Source organism: Synechococcus sp. R70.1 (genome assembly GCF_047461675.1).
Lineage (GTDB): Bacteria > Cyanobacteriota > Cyanobacteriia > Thermostichales > Thermostichaceae > Thermostichus.
In genome coordinates this window covers 27,557-40,726 of record NZ_JANSHR010000116.1, presented here as the reverse complement: position 1 = coordinate 40,726, position 13,170 = coordinate 27,557, and the positions used below count along the sequence as shown (strand labels likewise).

General features: G+C 60.8%; 13 protein-coding genes and 1 tRNA gene. 6 read left to right on the top strand and 8 right to left on the bottom strand.

Annotated elements, in window-relative coordinates; genetic code table 11:
• Nucleotides 1-66 precede the first annotated feature (66 nt).
• On the bottom strand, nucleotides 67-846 hold the full coding sequence (gene cysE / locus NW807_RS11425) for a serine O-acetyltransferase (protein ID WP_414393362.1): 780 nt from the start codon (nucleotides 844-846) through the stop codon (nucleotides 67-69).
• Between the two features lie 447 nt (nucleotides 847-1,293).
• Here cysE and grxD point away from each other — a divergent pair, with 447 nt between their 5' ends.
• Genes grxD through NW807_RS11410 form a run of 3 tightly spaced genes read left to right on the top strand, consistent with a single transcriptional unit; the run spans nucleotide 1,294 to nucleotide 2,336 of the window.
• Nucleotides 1,294-1,629, top strand: a complete 336-nt coding sequence (gene grxD / locus NW807_RS11420) for a Grx4 family monothiol glutaredoxin (RefSeq protein WP_414393788.1) — start codon at nucleotides 1,294-1,296, stop codon at nucleotides 1,627-1,629.
• A gap of 14 nt (nucleotides 1,630-1,643) precedes the next feature.
• Entirely contained in the window at nucleotides 1,644-1,946 is a 303-nt protein-coding gene (locus NW807_RS11415; protein WP_414409637.1) for a BolA family protein, read from the top strand.
• Between the two features lie 39 nt (nucleotides 1,947-1,985).
• A complete protein-coding gene (locus NW807_RS11410; RefSeq protein ID WP_011429463.1) occupies nucleotides 1,986-2,336 on the top strand; it encodes a phage holin family protein in 351 nt (116 codons plus the stop codon).
• A gap of 53 nt (nucleotides 2,337-2,389) precedes the next feature.
• Here NW807_RS11410 and topA read toward each other — a convergent pair whose 3' ends face one another.
• Nucleotides 2,390-5,050, bottom strand: a complete 2,661-nt coding sequence (gene topA / locus NW807_RS11405) for a type I DNA topoisomerase (protein WP_414426166.1) — start codon at nucleotides 5,048-5,050, stop codon at nucleotides 2,390-2,392.
• A 191-nt stretch (nucleotides 5,051-5,241) separates the two neighbouring features.
• Between topA and NW807_RS11400 the strand changes: the two genes are divergently transcribed.
• The 3 genes from NW807_RS11400 (at nucleotide 5,242) to NW807_RS11390 (ending at nucleotide 7,142) form a co-directional block, all read left to right on the top strand.
• Complete coding sequence (locus NW807_RS11400; protein WP_414409634.1) at nucleotides 5,242-5,667, top strand: VOC family protein; 426 nt, start codon at nucleotides 5,242-5,244, stop codon at nucleotides 5,665-5,667.
• A gap of 177 nt (nucleotides 5,668-5,844) precedes the next feature.
• Nucleotides 5,845-5,997 carry a photosystem II protein Y gene (locus tag NW807_RS11395; protein ID WP_414393370.1) on the top strand — a complete coding sequence of 51 codons (153 nt, stop codon included), beginning with the start codon at nucleotides 5,845-5,847 and terminating at the stop codon, nucleotides 5,995-5,997.
• 29 nt (nucleotides 5,998-6,026) lie between these two features.
• Nucleotides 6,027-7,142 (top strand): NAD(P)/FAD-dependent oxidoreductase, encoded by a 1,116-nt coding sequence (locus NW807_RS11390; protein WP_414426165.1) that lies wholly within the window; start codon nucleotides 6,027-6,029, stop codon nucleotides 7,140-7,142.
• Between the two features lie 4 nt (nucleotides 7,143-7,146).
• Here the strand turns inward: NW807_RS11390 and NW807_RS11385 are convergent, their stop codons facing one another.
• The 6 genes from NW807_RS11385 to NW807_RS11360 form a co-directional block, all read right to left on the bottom strand.
• Nucleotides 7,147-8,301 carry an FAD-binding oxidoreductase gene (locus NW807_RS11385; protein ID WP_414426164.1) on the bottom strand — a complete coding sequence of 385 codons (1,155 nt, stop codon included), beginning with the start codon at nucleotides 8,299-8,301 and terminating at the stop codon, nucleotides 7,147-7,149.
• 34 nt (nucleotides 8,302-8,335) lie between these two features.
• Nucleotides 8,336-9,748: a cytochrome c biogenesis protein gene (locus tag NW807_RS11380; RefSeq protein WP_414426163.1), complete on the bottom strand. Its 1,413-nt coding sequence runs from the start codon at nucleotides 9,746-9,748 to the stop codon at nucleotides 8,336-8,338.
• A 10-nt stretch (nucleotides 9,749-9,758) separates the two neighbouring features.
• Nucleotides 9,759-10,496, bottom strand: a complete 738-nt coding sequence (locus NW807_RS11375) for a cytochrome c biogenesis protein CcdA (protein WP_414426162.1) — start codon at nucleotides 10,494-10,496, stop codon at nucleotides 9,759-9,761.
• Between the two features lie 108 nt (nucleotides 10,497-10,604).
• On the bottom strand, nucleotides 10,605-11,123 hold the full coding sequence (locus NW807_RS11370) for an inorganic diphosphatase (RefSeq protein ID WP_414393789.1): 519 nt from the start codon (nucleotides 11,121-11,123) through the stop codon (nucleotides 10,605-10,607).
• An 82-nt stretch (nucleotides 11,124-11,205) separates the two neighbouring features.
• Nucleotides 11,206-11,277, bottom strand: a tRNA-Asn gene (locus NW807_RS11365).
• Nucleotides 11,278-11,324: 47 nt separating this feature from the next.
• Nucleotides 11,325-13,154 carry a proline--tRNA ligase gene (locus NW807_RS11360; protein ID WP_414405417.1) on the bottom strand — a complete coding sequence of 610 codons (1,830 nt, stop codon included), beginning with the start codon at nucleotides 13,152-13,154 and terminating at the stop codon, nucleotides 11,325-11,327.
• Between the last annotated feature and the right edge of the window lie 16 nt (nucleotides 13,155-13,170).

Genomic DNA, 13,170 nt, shown 5'->3' with positions numbered 1-13,170 from the left:
GATCCCAAGATCTGCCTTGGACAATGGCAGGGGATCCCCCCAAGAAACCTCTTGCACGGCTGCTGCTTATTCGCCTCTAGCCTGTTCTTGCCGGGCCTGCTCCCGCTCTTGCTTGAGGTGGGCTACCTCGGCTTCCAGCTCTTGAATGCGGTGCAGCAACTGCTCAATTGCCCGTCCTACCGGGTCGGGCATGAGGTGGTGGTCGAGGTCAATGCCGTGGGCGGGGATGCGGCGTTGATGGGGTGGGAGGACTGCACGGCCTGGGATCCCAACCACCGTCATCCCAGGGGGCACATCGTGAATCACGACGGCGTTGGCTCCAATGCGGGCTCTGGCGCCAATGCGGACTGGGCCAAGGATTTTCGCTCCTGTGCCTACGATTACCCCGTCTTCCAGGGTAGGATGCCGTTTGCCCTTCGTCCAAGAGGTGCCCCCCAAGGTAACGCCGTGATAGATGGTAACATCGTCGCCAATTTCCGCAGTCTCGCCGATGACCACGCCGCAGCCATGGTCGATGAAAAAGCGCCGTCCAATCCGGGCTGCTGGGTGAATTTCAATCAAGGTGAGGGAGCGGGAAATAGAACTGATCAGCCGGGCCAGCAAGAAGCAGCGCCGCTGCCACAGCCAATGGGCGATGCGGTGCAGAAACAAGGCATGGACGCCTGGGTAGGTGAGGAGGACCTCCCAGCGGTTGCGAGCTGCCGGATCCCGCTCAAAGACACAGTCGACATCTTCCCAAAATTGCTGCCAGAACCCCAGCTTTGGCTTTGGCTGGCTGGAGGGGGGAGCCTCACCTCTGTCTAGTTGGGAGCTTTCTGCCGCCGACTGCTTGGCCTCAGTCAGCATGAACGGCCTCCGATAGGGAACCTCCACTTCTCCCCTTCTAGCACTTTTTGTTGCCAGTGGGAGGGATCCCTGGCAGCCTACACCTGTTGACCAAGAAAACTGGGTTCAAGCCTCGCCCTTAAGGCCTCCGGCCCGAAGAGCGCGAGAGGGCGGCTTTTGCTAGAATGCGAGAATTGCTCCACCCATTCATAGGAGGGTGCAGCGCACAGCTAAACGTATCTGGGCTTAGGCCCAGTAGTTGGGGCTATGGCATCCCCCATAGGGTTGAGGTTTAAGCCTCATGCTCTTTCGCCTACGGCGGCGCGGAGCGCTTTGTAGCTCAGCAGCCAGTAGGAGGCATCCTGCTGTCTGAGAAAGAATCCCTGCCCCAAAGGGCAGGGAGAATGTCAAGCCACCTAGAAGTGAACGAAAATGAGATCACGGCTAGTGCTTAACTTGCAGGCGGCTATGCTAGACCCTCTTTTGGAAGAGAAAATCCGCGAGCAAATTCGCACCCACAAGGTGCTGATCTACATGAAGGGCACCCCAGAAATGCCCATGTGTGGGTTTTCCTACACAGCCGTGCGCATTTTGGACAGCTTGGGCTTCCCCTACACAGCCATTAACGTGCTCGAGGATCCGGAACTTCGGCAAGGGATCAAAGAGTTTTCCAACTGGCCAACCCTCCCACAAATCTATATCAACGGGGAGTTCATTGGCGGCTGTGACATTCTCCAGGAGATGCATGCCCGCAACGAGCTGCGCCCCCTGGTGGAAGCCGCCTTTGCCAAGGCTGATCCTTAACCTTGAGGGATCCCATGCTCACCTTGGATGGCCTGCGGCAGCTCCTGGCTGAAAAGCTGCAAGCTCTCTACGTCCACGTGGAGGACGAGTCGCACCGCCATGCTGGCCATAGGGGACGGCACCAGGGAGCGGGAGGACACTACCGCGTACAGGTGGTGTCGCCTCTTTTTACTGGCAAAACGCTTTTGCAGCGCCATCGCCTAGTGTACGCCGCCCTAGCCGAGCAGATGGGGCAGAGCATCCATGCCTTGGCCCTGCAAACGTACAGTCCCGAGGAGCTGCCGGCCTCCGAGATGTCTCACATTGAAATAGCATAGAGGGCGAAACGGCTACCCCAGCGAGGGAAGGGAGAAGGTATGGCAGCTCTTTTAGCCACCTGGCTGATGTCGGCCTTGAGCGTGATGATCTTGGCTTGGCTTTTGCCTGGGATCCACGTCTCCGGGTTTGGAGGCGCCTTGGTAGCGGCGCTAGCCATTGGTTTGGTGAATAGCTTGGTGAAGCCACTCCTGCAGTTGATTACCCTACCGCTTACGATCTTCACTTTTGGTCTGTTTTCCCTAATTTTGAACGCCATTTGCTTGCTCATTGCCGACAAGCTTGCCGGTGACGCCTTCAAGGTTGACAACTTCGGCTGGGCACTGGTTGGGGCAATTGCCCTCTCCATCATTAGCAGCTTGGTTCGGAGCATTTTTGAACAAGCTGCTTAGTTTCCTTGCAGAACAAGCCGAGTTAGCCAGCAAGTTGCCCCTACCCCCACCGCTCAAGCCCGAGCTTTGGAGACAGCCTCCAGGAGGGTGGGAGGGGATTGTTGCTTCTGGGGAGCAGCTTCAGCCTTCTTGGCCCGCTTGGCCGCCGCTGGTCGGCTGGCTTTTGCCTGGGCCTTGCCCTCTTTTTCCGCCAGCAGTTCCAGAGCCATCTCCAGGGTCACGGCTGCAGGGGAGAGATCTTTGGGCAGCGAGGCGTTGACTTTGCCGTGCTTGACGTAGAGCCCATAGGGGCCGTCGTGGAGAGTTACGGGCTTGCCATCTTCGGGGTGGGATCCCAGCTCGCCTAGGGGTTTGGCCGAGGCGCGACTGCGGCTCTTTTTGGGCTGGGCCAACAGCTCCAGGGCCCGCTCCAAGCTAATGGTCAGGACATTCTCATCGGGGGGCAGCGAGCGAAACTCCCCGTCGCAAGCCACGTAGGGGCCGAAGCGGCCAATACCGGCCTGCACCTTTTTCCCCGATTGGGGGTGTTCGCCCAACGTACGGGGTAGGCTCAGCAACCCCAGGGCAATCTCTGGAGTGACGTCCTCCGGCTTTAGCCCTTTGGGCAGGGAGACGCGCTTAGGCTTTTGGTTTTCCTCAGAAACTTCCCCCAACTGCACATAGGGTCCGTAGGGGCCCTGCGGGATCACGTAGATTGGCTCTTGGGTCTCTGGGTGGAAGGCGATGGGCTTGGGGCCTTCCTGCTTGCGCCGGATGAGCTCCTCGATGTGTTCAAGGGTCAAGTCGGCAGGGGGAATATCCTCAGGTAGGTTGGCACGTACCTCTCCTGCTTCGGTTTCGACCACCACATAGGGTCCGTAGGGGCCAATACCAATCTTGGCGGGCAGGTTTTCTAGGTGGATGGAGCGAGCCAGGTTGGGGTCAATTTCTAGCTCCCGTGCCTTCACTTGCCCCTCAAGGCCCTGCTCACCCAGGAAGAAGTGGCGCAAATAGGGCAGCCACTCTGCCTGGCCAGAGGCGATGTCGTCCAGGGTTTGCTCCATCTCGGCAGTGAAGTGGACGTTGACGAGGTTGGGGAAGTATTTTTCCAGCAGCTCGGTAACGGCAAAGGCCGTGTAGGTGGGCACAAGGGCGCTTCCCATCAACCTCACGTAGCCCCGACTCTGGATGGTACTCAGGATGGTGGCATAGGTGCTGGGCCGGCCAATCCCCTCCTTTTCCAACACCTTCACCAGGGAGGCTTCGGTGTAGCGGGGCGGAGGTTGGGTTTCATGAACCACCGGCTCCAGCCGCAGGCAGTCCACTTGCTCCCCTACCTGCAGCAGGGGCAGGTGCACCTCTTGATCTTCCAAAGCCGCCTCTGGGTCGTCGGATCCCTCTACGTAGGCGCGGAAGAAGCCGGGGAAGTCAATGCGCTTGCCGCTGGCCCGGAATACCGCCTCGTCGACCGTAATGAGCACAACCGTGTGGGTTTGCCGCGCCTCAGCCATTTGGCTAGCGACGGTACGCTTCCAGATGAGGTCGTAGAGGGCCAGCTCCTGCCCCGTGAGCGGGGTTTGGCTGGGCAGGCGAAACTCCGAGCCAGCAGGGCGAATGGCCTCGTGGGCTTCTTGGGCCCCTTTGGTTGTAGTGGTGTACTGCCGCGGCTCAGGGCTGAGGTACTCCTTGCCGTACATCGCCTCCACGCAGGCGCGGGCAGCACGGATGGCCTGCTCTGACAAATGCACCGAGTCGGTGCGCATGTAGGTGATGTAGCCCTCCTCGTAGAGCTTTTGGGCAATGCGCATCGTCTGCTGGGCTGACAGGCGCAGCTTGCGGTTGGCCTCTTGTTGCAGCGTGGAGGTGGTGAAGGGAGGGGCGGGCTTGCGGATGGAGGGGCGCTCTTCTACAGAGCTGACCACCCAGACTTTCCCCACTAAGCGCTCCCGCAGGGACTCCGCCTGGGCTTGATCCAAGAGCACTACCTCTCGCCCGGCTATCAGCTGCCCCGTGCTGGGATCGAAGTCGTGTCCACTGGCTAGCCGCTTGCCACCCAGGCTCACCAGCTCTGCCGGGAAAACCGTCGCCGAGCCAGCGCCCTTTGACTGCAGCTCTGCTCGGAGATCCCAGTAGAAGGCTTTCTTGAAGGCCCGCCGCTCCCGCTCCCGATCCACCAAGAGCTTAACCGCCACCGACTGCACCCGCCCGGCTGAGAGCTTGGGGCCAATCTTTTTCCACAGCAGCGGCGACAGAGTGTAGCCCACCAGGCGATCCAGGATGCGGCGGGTCTCTTGGGCCCGCACCAGCTGCTCGTTCACCTCGCGACAATTTTGCAGGGCCTCTTGAATGGCCTCGCGGGTGATTTCGTGGAACACCATGCGGCGGGTAGGCACCTTGGGCTGCAACACCTGTTGCAGGTGCCAACTGATGCTTTCTCCCTCCCGGTCTTCGTCGGTGGCCAGGATCAGCTCATCTGCTTTCTTGAGCGCCTCCTTCAGCTCCTTGACCACCTTTCTTTTGTCTTTGGGGATCACGTAGAGAGGCTCGAAGTTAGCGTGGACATTGACCCCTAGGCGGCTCCACTCTTGGTCTTTCACCTCCTCGGGAATGTCGGCAGCCGACTCGGGCAGATCGCGCACATGCCCCATTGAGGCCTGCACCTCATAGTCGGCGGGCAAGAAGCTGCGGATGGTACGAGCTTTGGTAGGAGATTCAACAATGACCAGCTTGGGCATGATGAGGTCTAAAAAGACTGACTGCGGCTACCGCGCCCCCACTTTTGGCGGGCTAGGGCGTGCTGTAAGAGTTGCTCAAGAGTTAGGGACTCTTCTCTGGAGCGTAGCAAGTCTGTCTGCGCTTGACTAGGCAGCTTTCGCTAGGCCTCCTCCTGAGACTCCGGTTTCCAGATCTGGGGACACTCCTGACCATGCACCACTTTTCAATTCGCACCGCCGATATCTTCCGCTCCATGGCCTTCTACGAGAGGCTGGGCTTTAAGGTGGAAGAACGGTTCACTGCCGGGATCACTTTGGCCTGCTGGATGCGCGGTCCCTGGGGCCGTCTGGAGCTGATTCAGGTACCCCAGCCCCACCCTGCCCCCGATCCCTTTGGGGATCCCCACTATGTGGGCTACTACCACCCCTCTTTTGAGGTGGGCCCCGAATGGGGATCCCTGGCCACCTACCTAGAGCATTTACAAGCGCAAGGGCCCCTAACCGTGGTGTTGCCGCCTCAATGCCAGAAAATTGGGTCTCAAACCTACGAGGTGGCTTTCATTGCCGATCCCGATGGCCTGCCGATCGAGCTTATCCGTCTGCAGGGATCCCTAGCGTCAAAAGCGGAGCCGGCTTAACCAAGGCTGCCGCCAGCTAAGGCCCAGGGCCCAAGGAGCGCAAGCAGGCTTCAGCGCCATAGAGGAGGTGTTGCCCAGCGCGCCCTTGAAAGCATCCCCGCCCTTGGGGTCTGGGGGGAACGTCAATTGGGTTTATCCTGGACGTAGGTTGTGTTGCCCTTGGAGAGGATAAGGCTTATGGAGATGGATCTCCGTCCCCTGCTCATTCTGGCTCCTGTTGTTTTAGCTGTAAGCTGGGCCGCTTACAACATCATCAAGGCTGCCATCAAGGGGGAAGCCAAGCTCTTTGGCGAGAGGGGTAACAACCCCTTTGGCAAGAGCAACAGCTAGGATCCGTTGGCAGCTCCTAGACTCCCTGTATGTCGGACGCAAATCCCCCAGAGGCAGGGCCGTCGCCTGCGCTGGCTGACCGGAAGTCAGCGGATGTCATTGTTGTCGGAGCAGGGGTGGCCGGCTTAACCTGCGCACGGCAACTGTTGCGGGCAGGGCTGCAGGTTCTGGTACTGGAGAAATCGGCAGGCCTTGGCGGGCGCATGGCCACTCGACGGGTTCAGCACGCTGGACAGACAGTGCCCGTAGATCACGGAGCGCAGTACCTGACTGCCAATTCCGATGGCTTCTATCGCTGGGTCAGGGAGCTCCTGGGCCTAGGACTGCTGAGGGAGTGGACTCGTTCCTTGCATCTGCTGGATCAGGAAGGGCTGCACCTAGAAAATGCCAACGACCAGAAGCCGCGCTATGTCTCTCCCCAGGGCATGACGGCGCTGGCTAAGCAGCTAGCTGCTCCCCTAGCGGTTTACACCCAAACTCGGGTAGTGGGCCTCGAGCCCCAGCCAACCAGTTGGCAAGTGCAAGCCGAAGATGGCCAGTGCTACGAGGCTGCGGCCCTGGTGATGGCCATCCCCGCTCCCCAGTTGCTGCCTTTGCTGCGAGGAAAGATTGCTCCTGGGGACAACCTGTTATCCCTTCTGGAATCCGCTGCCTACCAGCCTTGCGTTGCTGTGTTGGCTAGCTACGCCGAAGACACGCCGCTGCCCCCCTGGAAAGGGATCAAGGGTTTGGACGATCCCCTATTGGCTTGGGTGGCCCTAGACAGCAGCAAGCGGCCCCAGCCCCTGCCGCCGCTGGTGGTTTTGCACGGGGGAGCGGAGTGGTCGTCGCTGTATCTCGAGGCCGCGCTTGAGGAGCTGGAAAAGGCCGGTCGAGAGCTGCTGGCCCATGCCGCCCAGCGCTTGGGATCCTGGCTGGCCTCGCCGCAGTGGATCCAGGTTCACCGCTGGCGCTACGCTCTTCCTGGGGAGGCGATAGGTCTAGCCAGCCTTGGCACCTACGTTCCTACGGGTTCCGGCAAGAGACTCCCCCTGGTGTGCGCTGGCGATTGGTGCGCTGGAGGTCGCGTAGAAGGGGCCTGGCTCTCTGGCCAAGATGCTGCTAGAGCCTTGCTGGAGATGTTGGGGAGGGGAGGGCGCTCCTAAGCAGTTAGACTAAACGGGGGCCGAAAATTCCAGCCGGGTCAAACTGCTGCTTCAGCCTCTGCATCAAGGTTGCTGTCGGGCCAAAGTTGGGGGCTAGGGCGGTTTTTAGAGCCGGCGGCGCCTCCAAGAGCACAAGAAACCCCCCCGCAGCCTGGAGATGGCGCTGCAGTTGCAGCAGAGATCCCTGCTCAGGCTGAGGGATCCAGGCTCGCCCCAATCCGCAGCCGCGGTGCAGTTGCACCTGGGCGCTAGGGAAAAGGGATTGGAACTGCTCCAGAGTTGCCAGGCTTTGGCTGGGCGGGCAGCCAAACTTGGCCAACACCATCCCCGAACGGGGCAAGGGCAGAGGCGAAGCCCCAGGCCTTACCTCTTGCCAGCTCAATCCCGCAGGAGCTAGCCGCTGCACCAGAGCCGTCTGTTGGGCAACTACCCGCTCCGAGCCGTGGAAGTGGATCCAGAGCTGGGATCCCTCCCCCCTTAGCCAGAGATCCACCCCCGCTGGGCTGACCGGCGCATTCAGCACCTGCCGAGCCAGGACCTCCAAGTCGGCCAGGGCTCCTGTGGCCAGCAGGGTTGCTTGGGCTGCCGGCAAAGGATAGAGCCGCAGGGTTACCTGCGTCAGGATCCCCAAACTGCCCAGGGATCCAGTAAACAACCTCGTCAGGTTGTAACCGGCTACGTTCTTAACCACCCGTCCCCCCGCCTTAGCCACCTCCCCGTCGGCCCGCACCCAGGTGATGCCCAGCACGAGGTCGCCAATGCTGCCGTAGCGCCAGCGCAGCGAGCCCGTATCGGCGGTGGCGATAATGCCGCCCACTGTGGCCCAGTCAGGGTAAAGGGGATCCACCGGCCACCATTGCTTTTGCTCGGCCAAGATCTGCTGCAGCTCCGCCAAGGTCATGCCGGCCTCTACTGTTACGGTCAGGTCGGCAGCCGCATGGTCAATGAGGCGGCGCAGCCCCCGGGTGGAGAGGATGAGATCCACTGTTTCCAGGCAAGGGGCCCATCCCCACTTGCTCCCCTGCCCCAGCGGCAGCACCTTCCGCCCCTGGCACTCCCTGAGGATTTGAGCCAGTTCCGCAACGGTCGAGGGAGTTTGGATGGGGATAGCAGTGGCTTGGCTGGAAAGAAAAGCCGCCAGCGCAGGAGAAAAAGCCATAGTTGCCCCAAGACTTCTTTTGTAGGCAGAGAGCCTAGAGGCTGGCCTGGGCAGGGTGGGACTCTTTCTCCCCAGAAGGAAAGGAGGCAAGCCTTTGCTGCTCCACCAGGCGGGCAAACTCCTGCTCGAAGGTCACTAGGGCGCGGTTGGTTTTGCCCCCTAGGTAGAGTCCTGCCTCCGTCTCCAGGGCCCAAACCTGGCTGTAGCTGAAATAGCTCATCACCACTCCCAGCATCAGCAGCCCAAACCCAAGGTAGACAAGGGGGATCCCTGGATCCGATTTAATCTGCAGGCCGGTTGCACCGATAACCTCATCCAGGTGCAGGGTGAGGCGGTTGGGGAAGCGCTGCGGGGCAACTTCGTCGAGAGCTAGACTCATGCCCTGGCGCAGGGATCCTATCCACTGGCCCTCGGTGTCGTAGAGGAGAGCTGTCCCCTGCAGATCCGGCAGCAACAGCGTCAGGCCCTCGCTAAGATCTGGCCGAGTGGGGATAAAAGCGCCCCAGAGCTTGTTGCCCGCCTGGTTGGGCACCCGCACCACTGGGATCTGGAAGGGGGGGCTGTTGTTGAGGCGGATGCGGATGCTGTCGATGCTCCAGTCGGCCTGGTAGAGGGTCACACCCTGGTAGGAGAGGGGATGGTTGACAGAGAGGGTCTGGCGTTTGACCTCCTGGCCCCCAGCCAGAATGGAGAGGTCAGAATAAAACTGCTTCACCCGCCCGTCGGGAGCATAGTCAATCCAGAAGCGGTTGACCCGAATCTGCCAGGTGGGCAGACGAGCCAGATCCCCTGCGCCGGTGATGTGTTCGATGGCGGCAACCCCGCCGCTGGGAATCAGCTCCTGGGCCGTGAAGCCAGCAAGGCTGCCCCAGATGGCCCCCAACAGGATGAGCAGCAGGCTGACGTGCACCAGGATGGGGCCGAACCGCCCAATCAACCCCTTGCGGGCGTAGAGGCAGGATCCCTCCTGAAACACAGCGTAGCCCCCTTGGCGCAGCCGCTGCGGCAATCCTTGCAGGGATTGCTTGGGCAGATAGGTCCAAAAGGGCAGCCGCTGGAAGGCAGGGGGGCGGGTGAGGTAGCTCCAGCGACGGGCCGCCTTGAGCATCGGCCATTGGCGCGTGAGAGAACAGGCAGCCAGGCTGCTGCCAAGTAGGATCAAAAGAGCCAGAAACCAAGGGGTGCGATAGACGTGATCCAGCCCCAGCTTGAGGATCAGCCGCCAGGTGAGAAAGCCAAACAGGGCCGGCTGCTCAGGGTAGTGGGCCTGATAGAAGGCCACCGTTTCCTCTTGCTCGATTACCGTGCCGATGGCACTGAAAACAGCAATTGCCAAGAGAAGGCCGATGGCTAGCCGCAAATCCGCCAGCAGCGGCAGCAGTTCATGGCGCAGATAGCGCCGCAGGGGGGAAAGCCACCGCGCCAGCGGGGCAGAATCCTTGGACATACAAGCTCCCCTAGGTCCAAGCCGAGAGGATGGTGACGGTGCCGAACCCCACCAGCACCAGGCCACTGGCATAGGTAAGCCAGCCCGACCAGCGCCGCAGGGCCAGCAGTTGCTTAATCGCGCCGGTAAACACCCCCGCCAACAGCAGCGGCAAGACCAGCCCCAGGGCGTAGGTCAGCAGTAGCCCACCCCCCACCCAGGGCTGCCCTGTGGTGGAGACCCAGCCTAGCAAGGCCACCAAAACTGGCGTACTGCAGGGAGAGGCTGCTAGACCAAAGGTGGATCCCAGCAACACCGACCGGCCTAGTCTGGGCCACTCGCCAGGGATCTCCAACCCGTTAAACCAACTGGGAAAGCGCAAGGGGACGACCTCCAGCAGGTTCAAGCCCATGAGGATGGCGAGCCCGCCCGCTACTAGGGATCCAAAGGGGGTGGTTTGTCCGTAAACCCGGCCTAGCAAGGCTGCTCCCAAGCCCAGCAGGCTGAGGGTCAAAGCCACACCAACGGCAAAGCCCAGGGATTGCACCCAGACCTGCCGGCGCACCTCTCCGGCCGCTGCGGGGGCGCTGGGAGTGTAGCCGCCGATGTAGCCGATGGTTACCGGCACCATGGAGAGCATACAGGGGGAAAGGCTGGTAACCAGACCTGCTAGACCCACTGCCAGCAGGCTCAGGGGAGAAAGGTGCTGCAATTGACCTTGAACCAGCTCCGCTGCCCACTGCTCCAGGTGGTAAAGGATATCCGCCATAGAAGAAGCCGTCGCGTCTAAACCTAGGCTAGCTCAAAGAACCTGGAGAACTTGGCGCTGACTGGCCAGCGCCCTCAACGGCAGCTCCAGCTTGGAAAGCCTGGGGAGCTACTTGGGCTGTTGGCAGGCGGCAATGCTGCTGGCGATAACGGCCTCGGTTTCGGCCAGGCCTTTCCAGCCCAGAATCTGGGTTTCTTTCTTCTCCAAGCGCTTGTAGGTGGCAAAAAACTCGGCAATCTCGTCCAGGCGGTGCTGGGCAATATCTTCCAACTTGGTTACGGAAGCGTAGCGAGGATCCTTAGCCGGCACACACAGCAACTTCTCATCCGGCTCCCCCGCGTCGATCATCTGCAGCATGCCCAGCGGGCGCACCGCAATCACACACCCCGGAAAGGTCGGCTGATCCATGATCACCAGGCCATCCAAGGGATCCCCGTCCCCTGCCCGCGTGTTGGGCACAAAGCCGTAGTCGTAGGGGTACTGCACCGAGGAGTAGAGCACCCGGTCTAGGATCATCACGCCCATCTCTTTGTCAAACTCGTACTTGTTCTTACTGCCGCCAGGGATCTCGATCAAAAGGTTGAGCAGGCCTGGCTCTGGTTGGGCGGGGATCCGCGACAGGTCGATCACAGCCAATACCCTCGGAAGACGTGACGAAGAAACAGCCAGAGGGCATTATACCCCCTGGCTTGAGATTTCAGCTAGCAAGCTCCTCGGGCAAGATTCGAACTTGCGACCAATCGGTTAACAGCCGACCGCTCTACCGCTGAGCTACCGAGGATCGAGATATACCCCATCATAGGGAAAAAACCGCTGCAAGGCAACTCCTCAGTCGGGCACCGCTAGAGCAGCAGCAAGGCGCTCTTTCAGGGTAGCCACCACCGCTTCGATGGGAAGGTCTACGGCCTGACCGGTGGCCCGTTCCGCCAATTCCACCTTGCCCTGCTTGAGGCTGCGCCCCGTAGTCAGGCGATAGGGGATCCCGATGAGATCGGCATCTTTAAACTTGACGCCGGCTCGCTCATCTCGGTCGTCCCAGAGGGTCTCGATGCCAGCAGCGTCCAGCTCTTGCACCAATTTTTCTGCCACCTGCATCTGCTCCGGGTCAGCAGTGTTGGGCACTACCACCACCACGTGGTAGGGGGCAATGGCCACCGGCCAGATGATGCCGTTGGCGTCGTGGGACTGTTCCACCGCCGCCTGAGCCAGTCGCGATACCCCAATGCCGTAGCAGCCCATCCACAGCGGCTGCTCAACGCCGTGCTCGTCGGCAAAGGTAGCCCGCAGCGGCAGCGAGAACTTGAGGCCCAACTGGAAGATATGGCCAACCTCAATGCCCCTTGCCCCCTGGAGCACTTGGTCAGGGTTGGATAGACAGCGATCTCCTGGTTGGGCTTTGCGCACGTCAACCACCTCCGGCAAGGGGTACTGCTCCCCCCAGTTGGCTCCCACCACGTGTCGCCCCACCTGGTTGCTACCGGTTACAAAGTTCTTCAGCAGGGCTGCTGTCTGGTCAGCCAGGCGCAAAATCTTGGGGGCAAAGTGTTCCTGCGGGCCTAGACAGCTATCGGGCAGGTCAGGGGCAATGTAGCCCACGGGAACCGGATCCCCTTGCCAGCTTTTTTGGATCTCAGCATCTGCCAAAGTGAGTTTGAGCAGCTTCTTGGCTTGGTAGCGCTCCGCCAGACGGTTGAGGTGGTTGGCCAACTTCACTTCATTGACCTCTTGATCCCCGCGGATGCTGAGCAAAACCACCACCCGCAGGCCGTTGTCGTAAAGGGCCTGGTAGAGCACATTCTTGACGATCAAAGTGGGGGAGATCTTCAAAAAAGCCGCCAGCTTCTCGATGGTTTCCGTTCCCGGCGTATCCAGAACCTGGAAGGCTGTGTAGGGAGACTCGGCTGCCGGCGGCGGAAGGGAGACGGCTTTCTCCACATTGGCAGCGTAGGAGCCATCGGGGGTGTAGAGGATCTCGTCTTCCCCGGCAGAAGCCAGCACCATGAACTCCTGGGACATTGCCGAGGGCCCGCCAATGGCGCCAGCATCGGCCTCCACCACGCGAAACTGTAGCCCGCAGCGACGCAGGATGCGGCTGTAGGCGCGGTACATATCCTGGTAGGTCTGGCGCAGGCTCTCTTCAGTGGCGTGGAAGGAGTAGGCGTCTTTCATGAGGAATTCCCGGCCCCGCAGCAAGCCAAAGCGAGGTCGGATCTCGTCGCGGAACTTGGTCTGGATTTGATAGAGGATTTGCGGCAACTGGCGATAGGAGCGGATGAGATCCCGGGCCAGCAGGGTAATCACCTCTTCGTGGGTGGGGCCCAGGGCCAGCTCGCGCCCCTGGCGGTCTTCGAGGGCAAACATGATCCCTTCTGCCTGGGTATACACCTCCCAGCGGCCCGACTCCCGCCAGATCTCCGCTGGCTGCAACTGGGGCAAGAGACACTCCTGGGCCCCAATGGCGTTCATCTCTTCCCGAATGATGTTCGAGATCTTCTGCAGCACCCGCCAGAGCAGGGGCAGATAGGTGTAGATCCCGGAGGAGAGCCGCCGGATAAAGCCGCCTCGCAGCAGCAGCTTGTGGCTGGCCAGCTCTGCTTCGGCAGGATCCTCCCGCAGGGTTACAAACAACATCTGACTCAATCGCTGGCTCCGCTGCATTCCTCCCTTCCCCTTG